Here is a 23,777-nt window from a genome sequence, read left to right as displayed (position 1 = left end):
CTGTGACCCGGCGACGCCGGGCGTTCAGGAGGACGTGCGGGGTGCGCCGGCGGGGCCGAACGCGGCCAGCCCGGACACGGCGCGGTGGACGACCCGCCCACGCCCGGGCGTCGCCACGCACTTGCCGTTCTCGGCGACGACCTCACCGCGGGAGAGGGTCATGACCGTCCAACCGGTCAGCGGCATGCCCTCGTAGGGCGACCAGTCGACCGGCGAGTCCAGCTCCGCCGCCCGCACGACCCACTCGCGCTCCGGGTCGAACAGGACCAGGTCGGCGTCGGCACCGGGGGTGATCGTCCCCTTGGCGGGCGCGAACCCGAACAGGCGGGCGGCGTTGGTGCTCAGGACCGCGACCATCTCGGTCAGGCCGAGCCGTCCGGCCCGCACACCGTGGGTGTGCACGAGCGGCAGGCGCAGTCCCGCGCCCGGGAGCCCGTTCGCGCCGCGGCGGAAGTCGTCGCGGCCGAGGTCCTTGACCGCCGTGCCGTACCCGCAGTGGTCGGAGCTGACGACCTGGATCACCCCGTCGGCCAGGGCCCGCCACAGGGCGTCGGCGTCCGCGGCCGTGCGCAGCGGCGGGCTGCACAGCATCCGGTGCCCCTCGGGCCCGGCGAGGACGTCCTCGGTGAGCGTCAGGTAGTGGGGGCAGGTCTCGGCGAAGGCCGCGACCCCGCGCGCCTGCGCCTGCCGGATCAGCTCGACACCCTCGCGTGTCGAGGTGTGGAAGACGTAGATGCTGCCGCCCGTCTGCTCGGCGAGGAACAGGGCGCGGTTGATGGCCTCGGCCTCGGCGATGTTGGGCTTCGTCCGCGCGAAGTCGAGGGCCGAGGTCCGGCCCTCGGCGACCAGGCGGGCGACGTTGAACTCCATCATCGCGGCGTTCTCCGCGTGCACGATGGTCATGCCGTCCCGGCTCGCCGACGCGTCGAGCGCGGCCAGCAGGAGCGCGTCGTCGCCCATCCGGCCCTGCGCTTTGTAGAGCATGTACAGCTTGAAGGTGGGGAACCCGGCCTCGATCAGCTCCGGGAGCCGGTCCACGGTGCCCGTCGAGGTCTCGGTCAGCACCGAGTGCAGCGAGAAGTCGATGACCGCCCCGGCCTCGGTCTCGGTGCGGCGCGCCTCCAGGGTGTCCATGACGTCGGTCTCGCGCTGGACGGCGAAGTCGATGGCGGTGGTGGTGCCGCCGGCGGCCGCGAACGCCGAGCCGGAGGCGATGTCGTCGAGTGCGCCGACCCAGCCGTGGTCCAGGTGGACGCGGTGGCCGAAGTGGACGTGCGGGTCGATCAGCCCGGGGAGTACGAGCAGGCCGTCGGCGTCGACGGTCTCGACGGCCCCGGCGAGGGTGCCGGGCGCACCGACCTCCGCGATCTTCCCGTCGCGGATCGCGACATCCGCAGGGAAGACCTCCTCCGCGGTGACCAGCGTGCCGTTCCTGACGAGGAGATCGAACATCTCACCCTCCTTGGGCGTGGTTTCTGCCTCACGCGGCGACGGACGCGCCGGCCGCTCGTGCGATCACGGTCAGGTCGCTCGCGGCGATCTCGCGATGGACGACCAGGCGCACGGTGTCGGGGCCGACCGGCTTCACGAGGACCCGCCGGGCCGCCATCCGGGCGACGAAGGCCTCGGCGGTCAGACCTGCCCCGCCGACGTCGACCCTGACGATGTTGGTCTGGATCTGTGCGTGGTCGACGCCGAGGCCGGCCTCCGCCAGCAACCGTCCGAGCTCACGCGCGTGGGCGTGGTCCTCGGCCAGGCGGCCCACCATCTCGTCGAGCGCCACCAGCCCCGCCGCCGCGATGATCCCGGCCTGCCGCCAACCACCGCCGAGCTGCTGGCGCAGCCATCTCGCCTCGGCGATGAGGTCCCGTGGGCCGACCAGTACCGACCCGATCGGGCTCGACAGCCCCTTGGAGAGGCAGAACTGGGCGGCGTCGACCGTGCGGGTGAACGACTCCAGGGGTGCGCCCGCGGCGACCGCGGCGTTGAAGATCCGCGCACCGTCGAGGAACACCGGGACGCCGAGGCCCCGCCCGACGGCAGCCATGGCGGCGGTCTCGGCAGGTGAGATCACCAGCCCCCGGTTCAGGTCGTAGGTGTTCTCGAGGCAGAGCACGCCCAGCTTGGGCATCTGGATCGGGGCGACACGGGCCAGCGATGCCTCGACCCGGACGTCGTCGACGACGCCGTTGCCCGTCGTGACGGCGAGCAGCGGCACCCCCATGAGGACCGCGGCGCCGGCTCGCTCCATCCGGGCGAGATGGGAGTGCTCCAGGACGATCGCGGCACGGCCCCGTCCGCACAGGGCCAGGATGGCGAGGTGGTTGGCCATCGTGCCGGACGGGACGAACAGCCCGTCCTCCATCCCCGACATCCCGGCGCTCTTCGCTTCGAGGGCCCGGACCGTCGGGTCCTCCCCGAAGACGTCGTCGCCGACCTCCGCGGCAGCCATCGCGGACCGCATCCGGGCGGTCGGTGTGGTGACGGTGTCACTTCTGAGGTCGAGGGGCCGCCGTGTCACGGGGCCACACCCGGCAATGGGCCGCCGCACACCTCGAGCGGGGCCGGCGGCGGCGGCCCCACCGACCGGCCGCGTTTGAGCACGAGCCGCCTGGCGACGTCGCCGTCCAGGAGATCGGCGAGGGAGCGGGCCTCGAGCACCACGAGGGAGGCCTCGTCGCCGGCGGCGAGTCCGTAGCCGGCCAGCCCCATGATCTTCGCGGGTGCCGTGGTGTGCAGCTCGAGCATGGTCATGAAGTCCTGTTCGGTGACCAGGTGGCACGCCAGTGAGGCGATGACCGCGTTCTGGATCAGGTCGGTGTTGCCCCACGGGTTGAAGGCGTCCCGGATGTTGTCGGTACCGACCGCGACGTCGACCCCGGCCGCCATCAGCTCGGTCAGCCGGGTCACCCCGCGCCGCGCCCCGACGGCGTCGCCGCGACCGTTGCCGTAGAGGTTGCTCGCCGGCGTCGACACCACGGCCACCCCGGCGGTGCGCAGCAGGTCGCAGACGTTCGCCCGCAGTGCGGGCGCCACCATGTCGAGCCCGCAGAGGTGACCGACCGTCACCCGCCCCTGGTAGCCCGCCGAGACGGTTCGCTCGGCGATGTGGACCGCGCCCAGGTTGTCCGGGTAGTCGCGCCCGTCGCGGTGGCGGGTCACCTCCCGCCCGTAGTCCTCGGTGATGCCGAAGTCCGCGTGGAAGTCGACGTCCACGTCGAACTCCTCGGCGAGCGCGAAGACCATGTCGACCTGACGTCGGAGCTCGGCGGTCCCGGCCGCGATGCTCGCGTGGCCACCGACGAGATCGGCGCCGTCCGCGAGCGCCTGCCGCAGGAGCTGCTCGGTACCGGGGAACTCCTCGATGCCTTCCTGGGGGAACGCGACGATCTGCAGGTCGATCGCGTGCTCGTACTCCTTCTTGAGCTCCGCGAGAGCCCGCAGGCTCACCAGCCCGACCGTCGGGTCGACGTCGACGTGGGTCCGTACCGCGGTGACGCCGTGCCGGATGCACCGGTCGAGGGTTCGGGCGGCGCGCTCGCGCACGTCGTCGTGGGTGAACGACGACTTCGCCCGGGCCATGGTGCGCCGGACCTCGTCGATCGTCCCGGTCTCGTCCGGGACGCGCGCGGCCAGCATCGCCTTGTCCAGGTGGGCGTGCACGTTGACGAAGCCCGGGAACACCAGCCGCCCGTCCAGGCGGACCGTCGTCGTCCCCGCCGCGACGTCGGCGCTGCGTTCCCGGCGGTCCGGTTCCGGCGTGACCGACACGATGTGGCCCCCGGCGACGTGGATGGTGCGCAGCGGTCCACCGGTCCACAACCGAGCCCCTTCGATCAGCAGGTCGTCCATGCTCGAGCGGCCTTTCTCGCGGTAGGTCCTCCCTGCCCCCGGGGCTCGGGGGCAGGGAGGACGAGATCAGGGGGCCGGGGCCGGTCCCGGCAGCGTGGCTGCCGTGGACGCGGCCGTGCGTGTCACGGGATGCGCACGACGTTCGCGAAGTACTCCTCGTAACAAACCGGCTGCTTCGCGGTCCATTCGTCGATGTTCTCCTTGGTGACGATCACGTCGGCGACGGGAACCTCGACGGCCTCCAGCTGCTTCTTCCCCCCGTTCTCGAGGTAGTCGCGGAGAACCTGCACGCCGGTGAGGCCGTGCCATGCCGGCGAGTAGTAGCGCGAGGCCGTGATCCAGCCGTCCTTCACCCAGGGAATCATTTCCTCGGTGCAGTCGCTGGTGATCGTGACGACGTCCTGGATGTCGTTCGCCTTCAGGTACTGCGCGATTCCGATCGCCATTTCCGCGGCGTAGTCGATGACCACCTTCGCACCCGGGTGCTCGCGCAGCAGACCCTCGACGGCGGCGCGTGCCCTGAACCGGTCGTAGTGCCCCTCGGCCGCGCCCACGATCTTCCAGCGACCGCCGCCGAACCTCTCGAAGGCGTCCTCGAGCGTCTTGGTGTAGGTCTCGGAGAAGCCCTGCCCGAGGACGCTGGGAACGAGCAGGACCTCGCACGGCTCGGTGTTCGCGGTGACCCACTCGGCGATGTCGGCGACCCGGGCGTCCTGACGGACCGAACCGACGATGTGCTCGTCCATCGGGCCGGGACCGAACCGCAGCAGGCTGACGACCGGGATGCCCGCCTTCGCGGCCAGCTCGGCGCCGCGGGCGGCGGACTCCAGCTTGTGCGGCATGATGACGATGCCGTCCACGCCGAGCTCGATGAGCTCCTCGAAGTTGGCGAGCTCCCGGCCGCTGTCGAAGCCGTTCTGCCGGCCAATGTAGCCGTAGCCGGTGCCCTCGAGCCCCTTCTGCACACCGCTGGACAGGTACCGCGTGTAGATGTTGAACCCGTTGGTCATGGATGCGATGACCTTGCCCGAACCAACAGGGGAACCCTGACGCATGTCGTTCTCCTCGTCTTGAGAATTGAGTCGGCTCATGACAGAGCCCGGACGAATTCGTCGCGCTCACCTCGAAGGTGTGGACCTGCACCGGAGGAGTCTCATCGGTGCGTCGGCGACGACACGAACCTAGCAACGGCCGCCGGTCGGTCCCCAACAACTGTTGCAGTTCTTGCACCATCGTCGGGAATGCGCCTTCGGCGACCCGCCGGACCATTGCACATTTCTCCGTCGCGCCCCCAGACAATGCGCGAATGTCGGCGGAGGGTGCGGCAATCGGACGCCGTCGCCACGGATGTGGACGGCGCGACGGTGCCGCGCTGCCGGCTCAGCGCGCCGGCGGAGCCGTGCATCGCCCGCACCGCGTGGCAACCGGCGGCGTCACCGGCAGGGTCGGGTGCAGGCGGTGGTGGCCGCTGCCCGGACCCACGGCTCAGTGTCCGGACAGGCCCTCGGGCGCGCGTGCCACCTCGATGCCGTCGCGGTCGATCAACCTGCCGCCTTCGTAGCGGTCTCCCTCGACGAGGCATTCGAGGTCCCTGGGGGAGACGACACGCCCGGTAACGGCGGTCGCCGGCTGCTCGGCCCTGGAGCTGCCCGGCCTGAGGTGGTTGAAGAGCAGGTTGAGCGCGATCGCCATGACCGCGGCCGAGCTGATCCCGGAGTGGAAGATCGTGCCGAACCAGCTCGGGGTGTGCTCGTAGAAGGCCGGCGCGGCGATCGGGATCATGCCGAAGCCGATCGAGGTCGCGACGATGATCAGGTTCATGTTGTCCCGGTACTCGACCTTGGCCAGTGTCCGGATCCCGCTCGCGGCGACGGTGCCGAAGAGCACGATGCCCGCCCCACCGAGGACCGCGGTGGGGACCGCCGCCACGACGCGCCCGAGCACCGGCAGCAGGCCCAGGAGCACGAGGATGAGGCCTCCGGCGGCGACCACGTACCGGCTCTTCACCCGGGTCACGGCCACCAGCCCGACGTTCTGGGCGAAGGCGCTCTGCGGGAAGGAGCCGAATACGGGGGCGACCAGGCTGGAGGCCATGTCCGCCCGCAGCCCTGCTGCGATGCGCCTGGAGTCCGTCTTCGTGCCGATGATCTCGCCCACCGCGAGGATGTCGGCCATCGTCTCGGTCAGGATCACCAGCATCACGATGAGCATGCCGACGATCGCGGCGACGTCGAAGGTCGGGGCACCGAGGTGGAACGGCGTGGGGAAGGCGACGATCGCCCCGTCGTCGACCTTCGAGAAGTCGGTCTTGCCCACCGCCACCGCGACGAGCGTGCCCAGGACGATGGCCAGGAGGATCGACAGCCGGGAGATCGCCGCGACCCCGACCTTGCTCAGGACGAGCACGAGGGCGAGCGTGACGGCGGCCAGGGTCAGGTTCGAGACGCTGCCGTAGTCGGGGGCGGTCTTGTTGCCGCCCATGGCCCAGTTGGCCGCCACCGGCATCAGGGAGAGCCCGATGGTGGTGATGACGCTGCCCGTCACGACGGGGGGGAAGAAGCGGACGATCTTGGCGAAGACCGGTGCGATCAGGAGCCCGACGGCTGCCGCGACGATGATCGCCCCGTACACGGCGGACAGGCCGCCCCCGTCGGAGACGATGGCGACCATGGTGGCGACACCGGAGAACGACACTCCCTGTACCAGCGGGAGCCGGCAGCCGAGGAGCGGGACGCCGAGGGTCTGCAGGAGGGTCGCGAGGCCCCCGACGAACAGGGCGGCGGCGATGAGGATGCCGATGTCGCCCGCGGACAGGCCGGCGGCCTGTCCGACGATCAGCGGGACGGCGATGATGCCGCCGTACATGCTCAACACGTGTTGGAAACCGTAGGCGAAGGTGCTCGTCACGGGGAGGTTCTCGTCCTCGGGACGAGCGGTGGCGACGCCTCCGGTCTCGGGTCCGGCGTCGTCGTCGGTCGGTTTCATCGGGTGGACCTCCGCGCTGTGAGCGGGTTGGCTGCGGCCCCGCGTACGGCTGCAGACGCGTCGCAGCCCGGGGTGCACTGGTTTCGGGATCCCAAAACGGGACTCTAAGAGTGAGGCCGCTCACTGTCAACGATTCGGGAGCGGGCTGGTCGCGGCCCCGAAAGGATCATTGTGCAGGGAGTACGCCTGTAGCCGTCGTCGTTGACACCCATGTGGGCTGTCCCTAGCATCGCCGTCGGGCCTAGTTTGGGATCCCAAAATCTGTCCGTCTGCGAGTCGCCGGAGATCGACATGGATCAGAAACAGAGCGGCGCGGCCAAGGTCATGGCGGTGCTCGACGTGCTCGGCTCCGCCGACCCGGCGGAGTTCCCCCACGGTCCGACGGCCGCCGACGTCGCCCGGCTCCTGGGACGCGAGCGGTCGGTGGTGTCGAGGCAGCTCCGGAGCCTCCTGGAGACCGGCCTGGTGTCGCGGACCCCCGCAGGGCACTACACGTTGAGCTGGCGGCTGTACGGGCTGGCGATCCGGGCCGGTGATCGGCTGCTCACCCGGGCGGCCGTGCCCCTGATGTTCCGGCTGACGGCCCTCGTGCGTGAGCGCAGCTATCTGACCGTGCTCAGTGGCGGCGAGGTACTCACGGTGCACTCGGAGAGCTCGCACCGCCCGGGCGAGGCCGCCGGATGGGCCGGCCGGACGGTCCCGGTGAACTGTTGCGCGAGCGGCATGGCCCTGCTCCTCGACCACGACGACGAGCACATCGTGGACATCGTCCGCCGGGGCCCGAACGGCATCGGGCCCCGGGAGACGCAGGACTACCTCGCCCGGGTGCGGGCCGCCCGACGGTCCGGGTTCGCCGTCGCCGACCGGATCTTCGGCCCGGAGCTCGTGGGGATCGGCGCCGCGGTGCGGGACCGCGCCGGGCAGATCGTGGCTGCGGTCAACCTGTCCGGCCCCGGACCCCGGGTCGAGCCCCAGCTGCAGGCCTTCGCCGGCCAGCTCCTCTCGACGGTCCGTGGGCTGCAGCGGGCGGTCGAGCCGCGGGCCGGCGTCCCGGCCTGAGCGCGCACGCCTGCCGGTGGGCCGCTCACCAGTCGTTCGCGGTCGGCAGGCGGCCGGCGGCGATCTCGTCGACGAGGCGGCGGTGATCGGCCGCGTTCTGGCCGGCGTAGGCGGCGGCGAACGCCGTCATACCGTCGTCGAAGGCCCGGCCCTTTCCGATGTAGGCGTCGATCGCCACCGCGTCGCCCGACCGGGCGTGGGAGCGGGCGAGGACCTGTCCGCAGGCCGTCGCGAACTCCGGCAGCCGCGGCGCGATCAGCGTGCCGTCGGCGATGACCTTCATGTCCCGGAACTGCCGCACGTAGTAGTCGTGGCCGCGGGCGCTCGCCCAGCCGACGAACACATCCGTCGCGCTCTGCACCAGCCGCTTGCCCTCGATCACCCGGCGTCCGTGCGCGCCGTAGCGGCTCGCGCCGCAGAACGGCTCGTACACCGACGCGCCCGCCTGCTTGATCTGCAGGAACAGCGGGTCGGTCGTGTCCCGGCCCTGCAGCAGGAGCAGGTGCACCCGCATCCCGACGCTGCCGACGCCCACCACCTGGCGCACCGTGTCGACGGGGCTGAAACGGTCGAGGAGGTGACGACGGTCGTCGGACAGCGACTCGCGGTAGCGTGCGAACAGCTCCTCGGCGGGACCGTCGGGACGGTGCTCGCGGATCGGCGGGTCCTCGCTGATCCGCAGCCGGTCGTCGCGGATCTCGGTGAGCTTGCGTAGCACACCACGGTGGGTCCGGCGCTGCGCCTTGCGCGCGATGTGCGCGGCGGCGCGCGGCCGGTCGGCGTCGGTGAACACCGACAGGAACCGGTCGACGTGGATCAGGTCGTACCAGGTGTCCAGGACGTGCGCGCCGGCGTACCGGGCGATCTGCGTGCGGTAGGCGGCGAGGCAGTGCGCGATCGCGGCGGCGGCGTCCCCGCCGTGCACGCGCGCGAGCACCTCGATGCTGGTGACGAGGCGGGCGACGTCCCATTCGAACGGGCCGGGGAGGGTCTCGTCGAAGTCGCGCAGGTCGAACGACAGGTTCCGCTCGGGGGTGGCCCAGAGCCCGAAGTTGAGCAGGTGGGCGTCGCCGCAGAGCTGGACCGTGAGCCCGCTGTGCGGCCGTGCGCCGAGGTCGGCGGCCATCACCGCCGCCGCGCCGCGGTAGAACGTCCACGGCGACGCGCTCATCCGCGCCCAGCGCACCGGGACGAGGTCCGCGGCGCGGATCGTGTTCTGCGCCGTGAGCATCCCGATCACGTCGACGCTGCGCAGCGACGGCGTCCAGTCGCCGAACGCGCGCCGCGGTGCGCGTTCCCGAGCGGCCCTGCCGACGTCCTGGCCGTCCTGTGCCGTCACTTCGGCCACTGTGGTCACACGCCGACGTTAGCGGCGGCGTGCCGCTCGCGGAACGGTCCGACCGGTCAGCGGTCGCTCACGGGCTCAGTTGCTCCTTGGCCCAGCGCAGGTCGGCCTTGCCGCTGGCGAGCCGCTCGACCTCCGGGGCCAGCAGGAGCCGTCGCGGCTTCTTGTACGACGCCAACCGGGCGGAGACGAAGTCGCGCAACGTGTCCGGGTCGGCGTGACGGCCCTGCTCCAGCGCGACGACGGCGCCGACGACGCTGCCGTACACGGGATCGGGCACCCCCACCACGACGACGTCGCGCACCGCAGGGTGTTCGCGCAGCACGATCTCGACCTCGTCGGTGTAGACCTTCTCGCCGCCGGTGTTGATGACCGAGCTGCCGCGCCCCAGCAGTTCCAGGCGGCCGTCGGCGCCGAGCCGGGCCATGTCGCCCGGGATCGAGAACCGCACCCCGTCGAGATCGCGGAAGGCCCGCGCCGTCTGCTGCGGGTCGCCCGCGTACCCGGCGTCCTCGACCACGGGGGCCGCGAGCAGCCCGACCACGCCCGAGCCGGGGACCACGTCGTGGTCGTCCTCGTCGAGCAGCCGCGCGTCCGGGGCGAGCTCGAAGCCGCCGAGCCGGTCGTCGGGGGTGTCGCGGGTGACGACCGAGACGGCGTACAGCCCGCCCTCCGAGGCGGCGATGGAGTCGTGCAGGGCGAGGTCGGCGTGGCTGAGCAGGCGGCGTTTGACCGCCGGGCTCCACACCGCCCCGATGCTGCGGATCCGGCTCAACGTCGGGATGCGCGAGGGCCGGCCCGCGGCCGCGTCGGCGTCGAGGGCGTCGAGCAGGCGCAGGGCGAAGGCGTCGCCGACGATCGTCAGGTCGGTGACGCCGTGCGCCGCGATCGTGTCGGCGAGGTCGTCGCCCGAGGTGCCGCGGCCGGGCAGCAGCGCGACGGGCGCCCCGCCGGCCAGCGCCCCGAGCGCCGAGTACAGCCCGGTGCCGTGCATCAGCGGTGGCGCGGGCAGCCACACGATGCCGTCGGGTCCCCGCGGGTCGACGGCGAGCGCGGCGCGCAGGGCGTCGACGCCGTCGGCGCGGTCCAGCCCCAGGCTGCGCAGCGTCCCCGACTGCGCGGTGCGGCACCGCTCGGCGTGCGACCCGACGACGGCCTTCGGGTTGCCGGTCGTCCCGCCGGTGTAGAGCAGCCACTCCCGGTCGCCGTCGCGCCGTGTCCGGGGCAAGGCGGGTCCGCCGGTCCCGGCACCGAGCCGCACGACGAGCGTCGTGCCGGTCGAGGCGGCCCGCGCGACGTCGAGCAGGTCGTCGTCGGCGAGCACCGCCGTCGCGCCGGCGTCGGCCAGCACGTAGGCCGCCTCCTCGGCGCGGTAGCGGTAGTTGACGTTGACCATCGTCGCCCGCAGCTTCCAGATCGCGAACAGCGCGACCAGGTAGCCGGGGGAGTTGCGCGCCATCATCGCCACGCGGTCGCCGTCGCCGATGCCCTGCCCGGCGAGCCACCCGGCCAGCCGTGCCGCGCCGTCCTCGAACTCCGCCCACGTCAGCGCCACCTCGCCCCGGGCGACCGCGAGGCGGTCCGGGGCGAGGTCGGCGACGAGCTCGAAGTGGCTGGCGAAGTCGTCCGGCAGCGGGGTCATCCCGTCGGCTCCAGCCCGAACAGCCGCGCCGCGTTGTGCAGCATGATGTCGGGCTTCACCGAGTCGCGGATCTCGGTCTTCTCCAGGTCGGCCATCCAGCGTTCCGGGGTGAACAGCGGGAAGTCCGTCCCGAACAGCACCTTCTTGCGCAGCAACGTGTTCGCGTACTGCACCAGCTGCGGCGGGAAGTACTTCGGCGACCAGCCCGACAGGTCGATCCACACCTGCGCCTTGTGCGTGGCCACCGACAGCGCGACGTCCTGCCACGGGAACGAGGGGTGCGCCATGACGATCGGCATGTCGGGGAAGTCGACGGCGACGTCGTCGAGGTGGAGGGGATCGGAGTACTTCAGCCGGATCCCGCCGCCGCCCTTCGTCCCGGCGCCGACGCCGTTCTGGCCGGTGTGGAACAGCGCGGGCAGCTGGTACTCGGCGAGCACCTCGTAGATCGGGAACGCGACCGGGTCGTTGGGGTAGAACTCCTGGACGCTGGGGTGGAACTTGAACCCCTTGAACCCGTAGGTCTCGATCAGCCGGCGTGCGATCTTGGCGCCACCCTTGCCGCGCAACGGGTGCACGCTCGCGAACGGGATGATCGCGTCGGTGTGCTGCGCGGCGAGCTCGCCGATCTCCTCGTTGGTCGGGGCGTGCTCCGACGGTTCGCCGAGGCTGTCGATGGTGAACGCGACCGCGGCCATGTTGCGCTGCCGGTAGAACTCGGCGATCCCGGGCAGGTCCATGCCGAGGATGTCGGAGCCGAACCGGGCCCGCATCTGTTCCATCCGCGCCCCACCCTCGGGGCTCGCCGCGGCGGCCTGCGAGAAGTGGACGTGGGTGTGGACGTCGATGGCCGCCAAGGTGCTGATGTCGAGACTCATGCGTGGCGCTCCGGGGCGTAGGCCTGCAGGTGCGGGGCGAGCTGGGCGGGGAACTCCTTCGCGATGGCCTCGGCGGTCCACCCGCCGGGCATAGACGCCTCCGCCGCGACCGTCGGGTGCGTCCAGACCGTGATCCTGTCGCCGCCGGCGCCGAGCGCCTGCCCGGTGACCTCGGCCGCGGCGTCGGAGAGCAGCCACACCAGCAGCGGCGCGACGTCCTCGGCGCTGCCCACCCCGTTCGCGCGCAGCTGCTCCGGGACCGGCTCGCCGCGTTCCAGGGCGGCGACGGCGTCGGCGAACGCGGGGATCGTCGCCACCATGCGGGTCAGCGCGACCGGGACCAGCGCGTTCACCGTGATCCCGTGGCGGGCGGTCTCGGCGGCGAGCGTGCGGGCCATGCCGACGATCCCGGCCTTGGCCGCGGAGTAGTTGGTCTGCCCGAAGCTCGCGCGCTGGCCGGCGGGGGAGCCGACGAGCACGAGCCGGCCCCCGTCACCCTGCTCGCGGAACCGGGCGATCGCGGCGCGGGCGCAGGTGAACGTGCCGCGCAGGTGCGTGGCGATGACGGCGTCCCAGTCGTCGTCGCTCATCTTGGCGACGGACCGGTCGCGGAGCAGGCCCGCGTTGGTGACCATGGCGTCGAGCCGGCCGAACCGCTCGACCGCGGCGGCGACGAGCGCGTCGGCGGTCTCGGTGGGGCCCACCGGCGCGACCACCGAGGTGGCCAGGCCGCCGTCGGCCTCGATCTCGGTGACGACCGCGTCGGCGGCCTCGGCGTCGACGTCGTTGACCACGACACCCGCCCCCGCGGCCGCGACGGCCTTCGCGTAGGCGCGGCCCAGCCCGCGCCCCGATCCGGTCACGACGACCGAACGTCCTGTCAGCATCTCCTGATCACTCCCCGATCGTGCCGAGGGCGACGTGGCCCTTCAGCAGGTTGCGCGCGATGGTGCGGCGCTGGATCTCGTCGGTGCCCTCGTAGATGCGCAGCAGCCGCAGCTCGCGGTACCAGCGCTCGATCGGGAGCTCCTTCGTGTAGCCCATGCCGCCGTGGATCTGCAGGACCCGGTCGACGACCTGGTTGGCCATGAGCGCGCCGGTCAGCTTGGCGATCGACGTGGCGTGCCGGGCGTCGCGACCGGTCTCGGCCCGCCACGCGGCGTGCAGCGTCAGCCACTTCGTCGACTCGATCTCGACGGCCGAGTCCGCGATCTGCCACTGGATGGCCTGGTACTCCGCGATCTTGTGCCCCATCGACTCGCGGACCTGCGCGTAGTCGACCGCCATGCCCAGCAGCCGCTCCGCCGACCCGACGGCCCGTGCCGGGATCAGGTAGCGGCCCTGCCCGATCCAGCGCAGCGCCTTCTCGAAACCCTTGCCGACCTCGCCCAGGACGTTGCGCGCCGGCACCCGCACCTCGTCGAAGCTCAGCGAGGCCGGGCCCCACTCGCCCATCGTCGGGATCGGTGACGACGTCCAGCCCATCGCGCGGTCGACGAGGAAGCACGTGATGCCGCCGTCGGCGCCCAGGTCGGGGTCCGTGACGGCGAAGACGATGCAGAAGTCGGCCTCGGTCCCGCCGGTGATGAACGTCTTCTCACCCGTGATCACCCAGTCCTCGCCGTCGCGGCGGGCCCGGGTGCGGATGTTGCGGGCGTCCGACCCGGCGCCCGGCTCGGTGATGGCGAAACAGCTGCGTCGGCGACCCTCGATCGTCGGCACCAGGTACTCCGCCTGCTGCTCCGCCGAGGCGTCGAACAGGATGTTGTCGGCCGAGCCGCCGAACCGGAACGGGACGAACGTGCGGCCCAGCTCCATCGCCAGCACCGCGTCCATGACGGGTCCGAGCGCGATCCCGCCGAACTCCTCCGGGGTGGTGACGCCCCAGAAGCCCATCTCGTGGGCCTTGTCCTGCAACGTCTCCAGGACGCCCGGTTCGAGACCGGGCCGGCCGTCCCGCTCGTTGCGCAGCACCTGCGCCTCGAGCGGGACGACCTCACGGGTGACGAACGCGCGGACCGTGTCGCGGACCTGGCGCTGCTCGTCGGACAGCGAGAAGTCGATCATCCGACCGTGGCTCTGCCGCGGTCGATGACCACCGTGCCGTCGTCGAGCCTGGTGCGGAACCAGACGTCGGCCCCGTCCTGCCAGGCGTCGACGGTCAGCGACTGCCCCGGGAGCACCGTCGCGGAGAACCGGCCCGACATCGCCGTCAGCCGGTCCGGGTCGCCGCCGCACACCGTCGCGAGCAGCGCCCGGCCCGTCACCCCGTAGGTGCACAGCCCGTGCAGGATCGGGGTGTCGAACCCACCCTTGGCCGCGAAGGCCGGGTCGGAGTGCAGCGGGTTGCGGTCGCCCGAGAGCCGGTAGAGCAGCGCCTGCTCCGGCCGGGTCGCGTAGGTGACGGTGTGGTCGGGCGCCCGGTCGGGCGGTGACCACGTCTGCGTCGGGCCGCGCTCCCCGCCGAAGCCGCCCTCGCCGCGGATGAACACGGCGCTGCGGTTCGTGGCCAGCGGCTCGCCACCGTCGAGGACCGCCGTGGCCTCGACGCTCACGAGCGCACCCGAACCCTTGTCGTGCACACCGGTGACACGCGCCGTCGTCGTCACGCTGCCCTCGACGGGCACCGGCCGGTGCAGCACGAGGTGCTGCTCGGCGTGCACCAGCATCGACCGGTCGAACTCGCCGAAGTCCGGCGTCGGGGCCTGGGAGAGCAGGACGGCGAACGTCGGGAGCACCCGCTGCGTCACGCCGTCGGAGTTCTCCGTCGTGAACTCCAGCTCCTGCGCGGGAGCGCCGAGCCCGGCGCCCACCCCGACGGCGTAGAGCAGCGCGTCCGTCGAGTCCCACGACCGTGTGCGGGGCTCACCCTCGCGCCCCACGGCGCCCGGGTCGATCGGCATGTCAGTGCCCTCCCGTGCGGGTTGTCATGTGGGTCGTCGCCATGTGCCGGGCGGTCACCGGTCGAGCCACATGTTCGAGAAGAACGTGTCGCGGGTCAGGTACCGCTGCATGCCCTCGACCTCGGGCTTCGCGATCGTCGACAGGTATCCACGGCTGTAGTAGGCGACGGCGAGGTCCTGGTTGGTGAGCTGCTGGACCTGCTGGTAGGCCTTCGCCAGCTCCTCCGGGTCGGTGGTGGCGACGGCCGTGTCGAGCGCCGCGTCGACCTGCGGGTTGGAGTACTCCCCGAAGTTCGTGCTGCCACCGGAATGGAACAGGTTGAACGCGCCCGGGAACGGCCCGTCGACCGGACCGCCGACCCAGCCCGCGATCTGGAAGTCGTGGCTCTGCACGACGCTCGACGAGTACTGCGCGAGGTCGTAGAACTGGACCTGGATGTCGATGCCGGCCGCCTTGAGCTGGGCCTGCAGGAACTCCGCGAACGCGACGCGGTTGGGGGCGTTGGTCGTCTTGTACTGGACGACGGCGCTGCCGCCGCTCGCCTTGTAGTCGGCGACGAGCTGCTTGGCCTTCTCGAGGTCGAACGCCGGCCACGCGTCGCGCGAGGCCTGGGTGGCGAACGGGCTGTCGGTGCCGAAGTAGCCGTCGGCACGCTCCATCTGACCCCGGTACTGGCTGGCCGCCAACGCGTTCAGGTCGATCGCCCGGACGACGGCCTCCCGCATCCGCCGGTCGTCGAACGGTGCTCGCGTCTGGTTGAAGTAGATGTACTCCGCGCCGTTCCCGGAGCCGTAGTAGACCTTGAGGTTCGGGTTGCCCAGACCGCGGATCAGCTCGGTGTGATAGCCCCCGTACACCACGTCGACGTCACCGTTCTCGATCGAGGCGTAGCGGGTCTCGGTGTCGGGCAACGGCCGGAACTCCAGGCCGTCGAGATGGGGCAGGCCCTGCTGCCAGTAGGTCGGGTTCTTCGACAGGGTCAGCTTCGAGTCGCGGACCCAGCTGCTGAACACGAACGGTCCGGCGCCGACCGGTTCCTTCGCGATTCCGGCCTCACCCTTCTCCTGCAACGCCTTCGGGGACACGATCGTGCCGAGGTTGCCGGAGTTGAACGGCAGCGCGAACAGCTGCGGGAACGTCCCGCTGGGGTTCTTCAGCGTGAACTCGACGGTCGTGGGGTCGACCGCGCGCATCGACGCGATGACCACCGCGTACCGGTTCGACGGCGACGACTTCTTGTCGATGTGGCGCTGCACGTTGGTGATGACGGCCTGCGCGTCGAGCGGGGTGCCGTCGGAGAACCTCACCTCGGGCCGCAGGCCCATCCGCCACGTGGTGCCGTTGTCGGTGGTGTCCATCGACTTCGCCATGTAGGGCTGGGGGACACCCTTGTCGTCGAGCTTGAGCAGCGAGTCGTAGACGGCCAGCGCGGCCATGTTGGAGTTCTGGACGGTCGGGTCGAAGCTGACGATCTCGCGGTCCTCGGCCAGGATCAGCGTGCCGCCGTTCTTGGCGGTGCCCTCGGAGGCGAGGTCGTCGCCGAAGGGGTTGACGGTGCGCAGCTGCGGCCCGTTCGACGAGCCGGCGTTGCTGCCGCAGGCGCCGAGGACCAGTGTGGCGATCGCGAGGACCGTCACCGCGGCGCGGCGGTGCCGGCGGCGTGGGAGTGACCGGTTCATACCGGCACCACCCCCTGGGGAAGTGCCACGACGTGTCGGTCAGCTCGTCCGTCGACGTTGACGGCAACACCCATGATGGGCCTCCGGCTCTCGGTATGAAACGGACGGTAGCGAGGCGGGCCCAAACATGGCAACCAGATTGTTAACAATTATGGTGACGCCGGCACCGGGGTTTCGCGCTCGATGTCCGGTTCCCCCGGCCCCTCGGCTCCGCCCGGCCCCGCGCAGTCCCGCAGGTCGAAGCCCTGATCCCGGCGCGCTCGGCACCGGCCCGACCCGCGGCGCGCGAGGACCCGGGGCGACGCCGAATTCCGCCGGATGGCGGCGGCCGTCAGCCCGCCCGCAGCGCCGCACGGGCCGCGGCCACGGCACGGCCCGCGTAGCCACCACCGAAGAGCACGACGTGCACCAGCAGCGGGAAGAGCTGGTGCACCCCGATCCGCGCCTCGTGCCCGGCGGCGAGCGGCGCCGCCTCGTCGTAGGCCGCACGCACCCGCACGAGGTGTGGCAGCCCGAACAGCTCCAGCATCGCCAGATCCGTCTCCGGATGCCCGCCGTGCGCGGCCGGGTCGATCAGCAGCGCCCCGGCAGCCGTCCACAGCACGTTCCCCGACCACAGGTCACCGTGCAGCCGCGCCGGTGCCCCGGCGGGCCCCGCCAGCTCCGGCAGCCGCGCACAGACCCGCTCGACCAGCGCGACCTCGTCGGCGTCCAGGGTCGCGGCGTCGCGGGCCGCCCGGACATAGGGGAGCACCCGGTGCGTGACGTACCAGCTCGCCCAGTCCCGTCCCTCGACGTTGCGCATCGGGGCCCCGCCGATCCAGGCGTCGACAGGCCCACCCGGTGGCGGTGAGCCGAACGCCGCAGCACCCGCGGCGTGCAGCCGCGACAGCGCCACCCCGAACGCCTCGGCCGCCGCGGCCGTCGGCGCGCTCGTCGGCACGAAACCGGTGACCAACCAGTCCTCGTCGGCCGCCACCACCTCCGCGACCGCCGGCCCGGCGCCCTCGGCGAGCCACCGCAGCCCCGCGGCCTCCGCCACGACGGCGGCCCCGGACTTCGCGACGACCGCCGACCCGTCGGCCAGCTCCACCCGCGTCGCGCCACCCAGCGACGCCGTCGAGACGACGTCGAGGCCCAGCAGCCGGGCCACCGCGCCGCCCGGCCGGGTCACACCCCGGCCCGCACCCACTCGACCAGACCCGGCATCGCGGCCTCGATCAGCCGCAGGACCTCGTCGAAACCCTCCGGCGGGCCGTAGTACGGATCGGGAACCTCGGCGTCGGACGGGGCGCCCGGGTCGAAGGAACGCAGCAGCCGCACCCGGTCGGGCTCGGGCACCTGCCCGCGCAGCAAGCTCAGATGGCCACGGTCGAGCGCCACCACCAGATCGGCCGACAGGCTCCCGGAGTCGATCTGACGTGCCACGTGCTCGGTGCCGTACCCGTTGCTGCGCAACACCTCCACCACCCGGGGGTCGGCGGGCTCACCGGCGTGCCAACCACCCGTCCCGGCGCTGGTGACGACGACGTCACGCACTCCGGCATGGTCCAGGTGGGCGCGGAGCACCTGCGCGGCCATGGGGGAGCGGCAGATGTTGCCCGTACAGACGAAACTCACATGAAGGCGCGCCGGGTGTCCAGCCATAGGCCAACCGTAGCTAGTGGCTGTGCGCAATTGCTCCCGTTCGACCACTGACGTTGGTCACTCGGGGCAACCAGGATGAGAGGCCGTGGCGGAGTGCCGGTGCCGACTCACGACCGCGCCGAAGGACCTCATCTTGACACCTGAGCGGTTGGGGTCGCCGCTGGGCGATCGGACCAGGTGCGTGCGACAGGGTGTCCCGGCGACGCACGCCGTCCATCATGGACGGCATGTCGGGCGCATTCGTGCCTCGCGCCGCGCTGCGATGCATCGACGAGTACGACAGCTGCCCCGTGGCCGGGCTGCATCACACGCTCTCGATCTTCGGCGACGCCAGGGCGGCGTGCTGTGGGTACCTGCCGCCGCCTGGTCCCCGGCTCGACCAGGCATACGGGTGGAACACGACGGAACGGACCCGCGCCCGGCTCCGATGAGGCCCTCGGGATCCTCGGAGCGATGAGGGGTGCCTACCTGCAGCCCTGGTGACGGAACGCCGGAGGAAGCGTCTGATCGGCGCCCCTGGGACGAGGCCCTGGCCCCCCAGGAACGGATATCGGCGGCTCCTGGAGGCCGCCGGCCGTGGTCGCTCCTGCCGGCCGGGCAAGGTGCTGCCTGAATCCAGCGTCGGGGGCCCCGTGCAACGTGCTCGTTGCCGGCCACGCTGCTCGGCGTCATCTGGGCTGCGAATGACGACCGTCCGCCGACGGTGCCGGGACAGTGTCCGCTGCAGCAGCGGTGGGTTGCACGTAGCGGTTCCACGGTTCGGGGTCGGAGGTGCGGGCGGCGGCTCGGCTGCCGGGTGAGGCTCCTGACGCAGGTCGGGCTACATGGATTCACGAACTGCTGATCGCGGCGTCCACCGCGGCGCGCTGCTCTCATCGCGAACCGCGGGGCGACCCGCCCGGGCTGCTGTGGACGTCCCGCGCAGCTACTGACAGCGGTCGTCGCGGTGCGACGAGAGCTGGAAGTGCCGCGGGGCGGACCGGGCGAGAATCCATGCACGGACGACGACGGTATACAGCAGTTGACAATCGTAGACAGCTGTATATTATCGCCTCGTACGACGGTCGGCGCCGCTCTCGAGGTCGGAGCGGCGCGAGCATGACGATGATGCGTAAGAGGCAAGGCTCCGCACTCGTACTTCACGAAAACCCTATTTTCTGACCGCGAACTGCGGGTCCGTCTGGGCGGCGGTCCTCGTGGATCGGCAGCTCTTCACGATGCCGGTCACTGGCGGTTCCACGACCGGCGCGGAGATCCGTGCCGGTAATGCTGTGCAGACTGCTCGACAGTTGCGGGAACAGCGAGAGATGTCGTCGGTGAGCTCGGTCGAGAGATTGTGTCCGGATCAGGTGGTGGTCATTGCGTGCGGCGCGGAGGTCAATGCATGAGTGATGACGAGATCGTGATCGACCCGGCGTTTCCCCGAGAATTCGAGGCAGGCGTCTTCTGGACCGGTGGTTGCATGGTCTTCGGTAGCGGAGATGCTCAGATTCACAGCCACATGTGCACCTACGTGGTCGTCGGGGCGGATGCATCCTTGATCGTCGACACCGGCCATCCGGCGCATTGGGAGAAGGTCAGCGCCGATCTCGACGCGATATTGGGGGACCGCCCCCTCGACTACATTTTTCCCAGCCATACCGAGTATCCCCATGCAGGAAACGTTGCAAGGCTTCTGGAGAAGTATCCGCAGGCCCGTGTCGTCGGGGACACCCGCGACTACCACCTCTTCTATCCAAGGTTCGCCGGCCGCCTGGAGCCGCGCGGTGTCGGCGAGAAGATCGAACTGGGTGGCCGCGACTTCGTGGTCCTGCCCGCCCTGCTCCGAGACCTTCCCAATACGGTCTGGGGGTATGACACCCGTAGCCGGACGATGTTCGTCTCCGATGGTTTCTGTTACCTGCACGACCATCGGAGTGGCGAATGTGCGCTCCTCTCGACCGAGCGATCGGTCCCGAGTGAACGTCAGATCGCCTGGTTCAACGAACGGGCGCTCTTCTGGACCCGGTACGTCGGACCACAGAAGGCCTTCCGGGAGATCGAAAAACTCTTCGCGACATACCCCCCGGCCATGCTCGCGCCGGCGCACGGCAGCGTCATCACGAACATCGACGAGATGACGCAGCTCATCTACGAAGGGATGGTCACGACTCTCGCGGAGAGAGAGAACAGACCGGTTGTCGGCTACTCTGCCTAGCTCGAGTTGCACGGCCCTCTCAACAACCATTCTGGATCGAAAGCCGATCGTGGAGACCAAAATGACGATGAAACTTCGGCGGGGTCGAATATCGAGATGTGTTCCGGTCGTGTCCACTGCCCTCGCCATAGCACTGGTCACGAGCGCCTGCGGTGGTTCGGGATCGCCGGCGAACGACGCCCCGGCTGAGATCACCGTTGCCAGCTTCGGCGAGTACCCGACCGTCGACGCGTCGTTCGCCTTCGCCGCCACGCGGGGCCAGGTCCAACGCCAGGTGATGGAACCCCTCCTCGACCGTGACGGCAAGGACCCGTCGGTTCTGGTGCCGGTCCTCGCGACCAGTTGGACCCGTGTCGACCCCCAGACGCTGCGTTTCCAACTGCGGCAGAACGTCAAGTTCCAGGACGGGTCGGACTTCAACGCCGAGGTGGCGGCATTCGCGATCAACCGCCTGTTCGCGAAGGAGAACAACTTCGGGATCCGGCAGGTCATGGGACCGCAGATCACGGCGAACGTGGTCGACGACCACACGGTCGATGTCGTGACTGCTGGTGCGGACCCGATCCTCGAGCAGCGGATGACGAGCGCACTGATTCAGTCGAAACAGCAGTTCGACACCGGTGGGCAAGCCGCCTGGGAGCAGAAGTCGATCGGGACGGGTCCCTACGTGATGGACTCCTGGGAGCGGGGCCGGCAGTTCATCCTGACCAAGAACAACGACTGGTGGGCGGGCGCGGACAAGCTGAAGATCGACAAGGTCATCTGGCTGCAGCGGCCGGATGACGAGTCGAGGCTCGCGGCCGTGCAGTCCGGTGAGGCGCAGCTCGCGGACCGGCTCGCTGTGGACTCGTGCCTGCAGGCTCTCGACGACCGCTGCATCTCCGCGCCGAGCAATGCCTTCTCGTTCCTGCGGCCGGACCAGACCAGCAGCCCGGTGCTGAAGGACGCGCGGATCCGTGAGGCCATCGCTCTCGCGATCGACAAGGACACCATCGCGAAGCAGCTGTACGCGAACGCGCCGGTCAGCCCGACGATCATCGCCGACTACATGGTCGGATATCCCCACGGCCTCGCCCCGTATCCGTTCGACCCCGCGAAGGCCGTGGAGCTGGTGAACCAGGCAGCAGCAGACGGCGTTCCCACGAGCACACCCATTCGTATCGTCGCCGAGCCGACCCGTCTGCGGAGCATTCAGAACCTGACCGACATCATCAGGGACGCGCTCAAGGTGCTCCCGCTCAACATCACCGTCGAGATCGAGGACCAGCAGGCCTTCCTCAAGGAGTTCCTCGGGACCCCTCCGGAGGGGCGCAGCCTCATCACCCTCCACGAACACGCAAACCAGGTGTTCGATGCATCCGGAACCTACGGATCCTATGCCCGGTGCGGGGGGCCGAACTCCGCGTTCTGTGACCCGGCGATCGACGAGGATGCCAAGACCGCAGCAGCGGCCGGTGGCTCCGAGCGCGACACCGCCTACCAGGCTGTGATGACGAAGCTCTACGACGCGTACGCGTGGATACCCCTGTTCCAGACCGAGCTGCGCCATGGAGTCGGCGAGAACCTCCAATGGACGCCGCGGGCGGATGGCTTCTTCTACGTCAAGGACATGGGTCTGGCGAGTATGTGACCAGGCCGTCCGCTAGTTAACGACATCCGGAGGTCGGATGATCAACTATGCCGCCCGGCGCGTCGTCCAGTCGGTGAGCGTGGTCGTCGCCGCCCTGATCCTCGTCTTCGTCATGACGCGGCTGATCGGTGATCCGGTCTCGATCATGCTTCCGCCCGACGCCCCGGCGGAGGCGCGGGACCAGCTTCGAACGAGTCTCGGACTGGACCAGTCGATCGCAACACAGCTCGGTGCGTATCTGAGCGGTGTCGTCACCGGTGATCTGGGGGACTCGTTGTGGCAGAAGGTGCCGTCCCTGCCGCTCGTGCTGAGCAAGGTTCCGGCGACGTTGTTCCTCGCAGGAGTCGCGCTGCTGATGGCGATTCCTGCGGGTATCGCCCTCGGGACCGTGGCAGCGCTGCGACCGGGATCGGTCCTGGATCGGGCGGTCCACGTGCTCTCCTACATCGGCACGTCGGTGGTGCATTTCTGGCTGGCCCTGATGCTCATCCTGATCTTTCCGATCAGTTTGGGTCTGTTCAAGACGGGAGGCTTCGGAGGGTACGGCCTCCAGGGGTGGAGTTATGTATTCCTGCCTGCGTTGGCACTTGCCTTCCGTCCATTCGGCAGGATTGCGGTCTTCACCTACAGTTCGGTGCTCGAGGAGTTGCGGCAGCCGTACGTGAAAACGGCCCGTGCCAAGGGTTGCGGGACGGTACGTGTCGTGGGCCACGCCCTGAAGAACGCCGGCGTCCCCATCGTGACCACCGTCGGTGACGATGCAGCTGAACTGCTGGGCGGGACGATCGTCATCGAGACGATCTTCGCCTGGCCCGGCCTCGGCCTCATGATGATCCAGTCGATAACGAACCGGGACTTCGTGCTGGTGCAGACAACGGCATTGGTGATAGCGGTGATCGTGATCCTCGTCTACCTGGTCGTGGACCTGACCTATACCGCCATCGACCCGAAGATCGAGTTCAAATGACGACCACCCGGCCGCCGACGATCGGCGCTGCAGACACGAGCGCTCGCGGGGCGGCGGGAAAGCCGTCCTCGTGGCGAATGGCCCTTCGCAGTCTTCTGCGGGACTGGGTGACCCTGCTCGCCGGCATCTACATCGTGGTGCTGCTCGTGTCGGTCGCCTTTCCCGCATTCGTCAGCCCGTACTCCGCACAGGAACAGAACCTGCGACAGGCGTTGCTGCCGCCCCTCAGTCCAGGGGACGGGGGCCCGCCTCACATCCTCGGCACCGATGCCGTCGGCCGTGACGTTCTGTCACTCCTGATCGAAGGCGGCCGGATCTCGATCACGGTCGCGGTCATCAGCGTGCTCTTGTCGGGACTCGTCGGCGTCGTCCTGGGTCTCGTCGCGGGATACCGGCGTGGCTGGGTCGACGATCTCGTGATGCGGGTGTCCGATCTGCAACTCGGATTTCCGACACTGCTCATCGCACTGTTCGTGCTGTTCACCATCGGCCCCGGATTTGCCAACATGTTGTTGGTCATGGCTATTCTCCGGTGGCCGGTCTACGCTCGCCTGACCCGGGGACTCGTTCTCTCCCTACGTGAGCGGGAATTCGTCGAGGGCGCGGTGGCACTCGGCGCCGGGCCGATGCGAATCATCTTCCGGCACATACTCCCGAATCTTGTGTCGCCGCTCGTGGTGCTCGCCACGCTCGAACTCGCGCGGATGATCCTCCTCGAGGCGACTCTCAGCTATCTCGGGCTCGGAATTCAGGCGCCGCTGACGTCGTGGGGTCTGCAGATCGAGGTCGGCAACGAGAAGATCAGAACTGCGTGGTGGCTCGTGACGATGCCGGGGACGGCGATGTTCCTGACAGCACTCTCCGTGACTCTCTTCGCGACGTGGCTCCGCGGCATCACGGATCCGACGGATCGATGGCGCTGGCTCCTGCGCGGATCCTCGACGCACAAGACCCGAGGATCGCGGCGGCGGCGGAAGGATGAATCGAGGTGA

19 protein-coding genes are annotated in these 23,777 nt (G+C 70.2%); 5 read left to right on the top strand and 14 right to left on the bottom strand.

Annotated elements, in window-relative coordinates; genetic code table 11:
- Window positions 1-24: 24 nt before the first annotated feature.
- From hydA to AB7F12_RS08670, 5 genes are all read right to left on the bottom strand, one after another.
- Window positions 25-1,452 carry a dihydropyrimidinase gene (gene hydA, locus AB7F12_RS08690; protein ID WP_428501363.1) on the bottom strand — a complete coding sequence of 476 codons (1,428 nt, stop codon included), beginning with the start codon at window positions 1,450-1,452 and terminating at the stop codon, window positions 25-27.
- Between the two features lie 28 nt (window positions 1,453-1,480).
- Window positions 1,481-2,521, bottom strand: a complete 1,041-nt coding sequence (locus AB7F12_RS08685) for a GntG family PLP-dependent aldolase (protein WP_428501362.1) — start codon at window positions 2,519-2,521, stop codon at window positions 1,481-1,483.
- Window positions 2,518-3,852 (bottom strand): amidohydrolase family protein, encoded by a 1,335-nt coding sequence (locus tag AB7F12_RS08680; protein WP_428501361.1) that lies wholly within the window; start codon window positions 3,850-3,852, stop codon window positions 2,518-2,520. Before AB7F12_RS08680 ends, AB7F12_RS08685 begins: the two co-directional genes overlap by 4 nt.
- 122 nt (window positions 3,853-3,974) lie before the next feature.
- Entirely contained in the window at window positions 3,975-4,907 is a 933-nt protein-coding gene (locus AB7F12_RS08675; RefSeq protein WP_428501360.1) for a sugar ABC transporter substrate-binding protein, read from the bottom strand.
- Window positions 4,908-5,337: 430 nt separating this feature from the next.
- Window positions 5,338-6,837 (bottom strand): nucleobase:cation symporter-2 family protein, encoded by a 1,500-nt coding sequence (locus AB7F12_RS08670; protein ID WP_428501359.1) that lies wholly within the window; start codon window positions 6,835-6,837, stop codon window positions 5,338-5,340.
- 291 nt (window positions 6,838-7,128) lie between these two features.
- Here AB7F12_RS08670 and AB7F12_RS08665 point away from each other — a divergent pair, with 291 nt between their 5' ends.
- Window positions 7,129-7,896 carry an IclR family transcriptional regulator gene (locus tag AB7F12_RS08665; RefSeq protein WP_428501358.1) on the top strand — a complete coding sequence of 256 codons (768 nt, stop codon included), beginning with the start codon at window positions 7,129-7,131 and terminating at the stop codon, window positions 7,894-7,896.
- Between the two features lie 25 nt (window positions 7,897-7,921).
- Here AB7F12_RS08665 and AB7F12_RS08660 read toward each other — a convergent pair whose 3' ends face one another.
- From AB7F12_RS08660 to AB7F12_RS08620, 9 genes are all read right to left on the bottom strand, one after another.
- A complete protein-coding gene (locus AB7F12_RS08660; RefSeq protein WP_428501357.1) occupies window positions 7,922-9,235 on the bottom strand; it encodes a DUF2252 domain-containing protein in 1,314 nt (437 codons plus the stop codon).
- A gap of 76 nt (window positions 9,236-9,311) precedes the next feature.
- The gene (locus tag AB7F12_RS08655) at window positions 9,312-10,883 is read right to left on the bottom strand and encodes an AMP-binding protein (protein ID WP_428501356.1); all 1,572 of its coding nucleotides are present in this window, start codon (window positions 10,881-10,883) and stop codon (window positions 9,312-9,314) included.
- The gene (locus AB7F12_RS08650; RefSeq protein ID WP_428501355.1) at window positions 10,880-11,761 is read right to left on the bottom strand and encodes an amidohydrolase family protein; all 882 of its coding nucleotides are present in this window, start codon (window positions 11,759-11,761) and stop codon (window positions 10,880-10,882) included. Before AB7F12_RS08650 ends, AB7F12_RS08655 begins: the two co-directional genes overlap by 4 nt.
- The gene (locus AB7F12_RS08645) at window positions 11,758-12,648 is read right to left on the bottom strand and encodes an SDR family NAD(P)-dependent oxidoreductase (RefSeq protein ID WP_428501354.1); all 891 of its coding nucleotides are present in this window, start codon (window positions 12,646-12,648) and stop codon (window positions 11,758-11,760) included. The genes AB7F12_RS08650 and AB7F12_RS08645 overlap by 4 nt, the downstream gene beginning before the upstream one ends.
- A gap of 7 nt (window positions 12,649-12,655) precedes the next feature.
- Window positions 12,656-13,825 carry an acyl-CoA dehydrogenase family protein gene (locus AB7F12_RS08640; RefSeq protein WP_428501367.1) on the bottom strand — a complete coding sequence of 390 codons (1,170 nt, stop codon included), beginning with the start codon at window positions 13,823-13,825 and terminating at the stop codon, window positions 12,656-12,658.
- A complete protein-coding gene (locus AB7F12_RS08635) occupies window positions 13,825-14,664 on the bottom strand; it encodes a MaoC/PaaZ C-terminal domain-containing protein (protein ID WP_428501353.1) in 840 nt (279 codons plus the stop codon). The genes AB7F12_RS08640 and AB7F12_RS08635 overlap by 1 nt, the downstream gene beginning before the upstream one ends.
- 54 nt (window positions 14,665-14,718) lie before the next feature.
- Window positions 14,719-16,344 (bottom strand): ABC transporter substrate-binding protein, encoded by a 1,626-nt coding sequence (locus tag AB7F12_RS08630; RefSeq protein WP_428501352.1) that lies wholly within the window; start codon window positions 16,342-16,344, stop codon window positions 14,719-14,721.
- Between the two features lie 331 nt (window positions 16,345-16,675).
- Window positions 16,676-17,518 (bottom strand): fructosamine kinase family protein, encoded by an 843-nt coding sequence (locus tag AB7F12_RS08625; RefSeq protein ID WP_428501351.1) that lies wholly within the window; start codon window positions 17,516-17,518, stop codon window positions 16,676-16,678.
- Complete coding sequence (locus AB7F12_RS08620; protein ID WP_428501350.1) at window positions 17,515-17,991, bottom strand: low molecular weight protein-tyrosine-phosphatase; 477 nt, start codon at window positions 17,989-17,991, stop codon at window positions 17,515-17,517. Before AB7F12_RS08620 ends, AB7F12_RS08625 begins: the two co-directional genes overlap by 4 nt.
- 1,384 nt (window positions 17,992-19,375) lie before the next feature.
- Between AB7F12_RS08620 and AB7F12_RS08615 the strand changes: the two genes are divergently transcribed.
- The 4 genes from AB7F12_RS08615 (at window position 19,376) to AB7F12_RS08600 (ending at window position 23,777) form a co-directional block, all read left to right on the top strand.
- Window positions 19,376-20,188 (top strand): MBL fold metallo-hydrolase, encoded by an 813-nt coding sequence (locus tag AB7F12_RS08615; protein ID WP_428516424.1) that lies wholly within the window; start codon window positions 19,376-19,378, stop codon window positions 20,186-20,188.
- A 109-nt stretch (window positions 20,189-20,297) separates the two neighbouring features.
- Entirely contained in the window at window positions 20,298-21,818 is a 1,521-nt protein-coding gene (locus AB7F12_RS08610) for an ABC transporter substrate-binding protein (RefSeq protein WP_428499584.1), read from the top strand.
- Window positions 21,819-21,855: 37 nt separating this feature from the next.
- Window positions 21,856-22,785: an ABC transporter permease gene (locus AB7F12_RS08605; RefSeq protein ID WP_428499583.1), complete on the top strand. Its 930-nt coding sequence runs from the start codon at window positions 21,856-21,858 to the stop codon at window positions 22,783-22,785.
- Window positions 22,782-23,777 (top strand): ABC transporter permease, encoded by a 996-nt coding sequence (locus tag AB7F12_RS08600; protein ID WP_428499581.1) that lies wholly within the window; start codon window positions 22,782-22,784, stop codon window positions 23,775-23,777. The genes AB7F12_RS08605 and AB7F12_RS08600 overlap by 4 nt, the downstream gene beginning before the upstream one ends.

The organism is Pseudonocardia sp. (assembly GCF_050250275.1).
Lineage (GTDB): Bacteria > Actinomycetota > Actinomycetes > Mycobacteriales > Pseudonocardiaceae > Pseudonocardia.
Note: the sequence above shows the minus strand (reverse complement) of the source record. Positions and strands in the feature narration are given on the sequence as shown.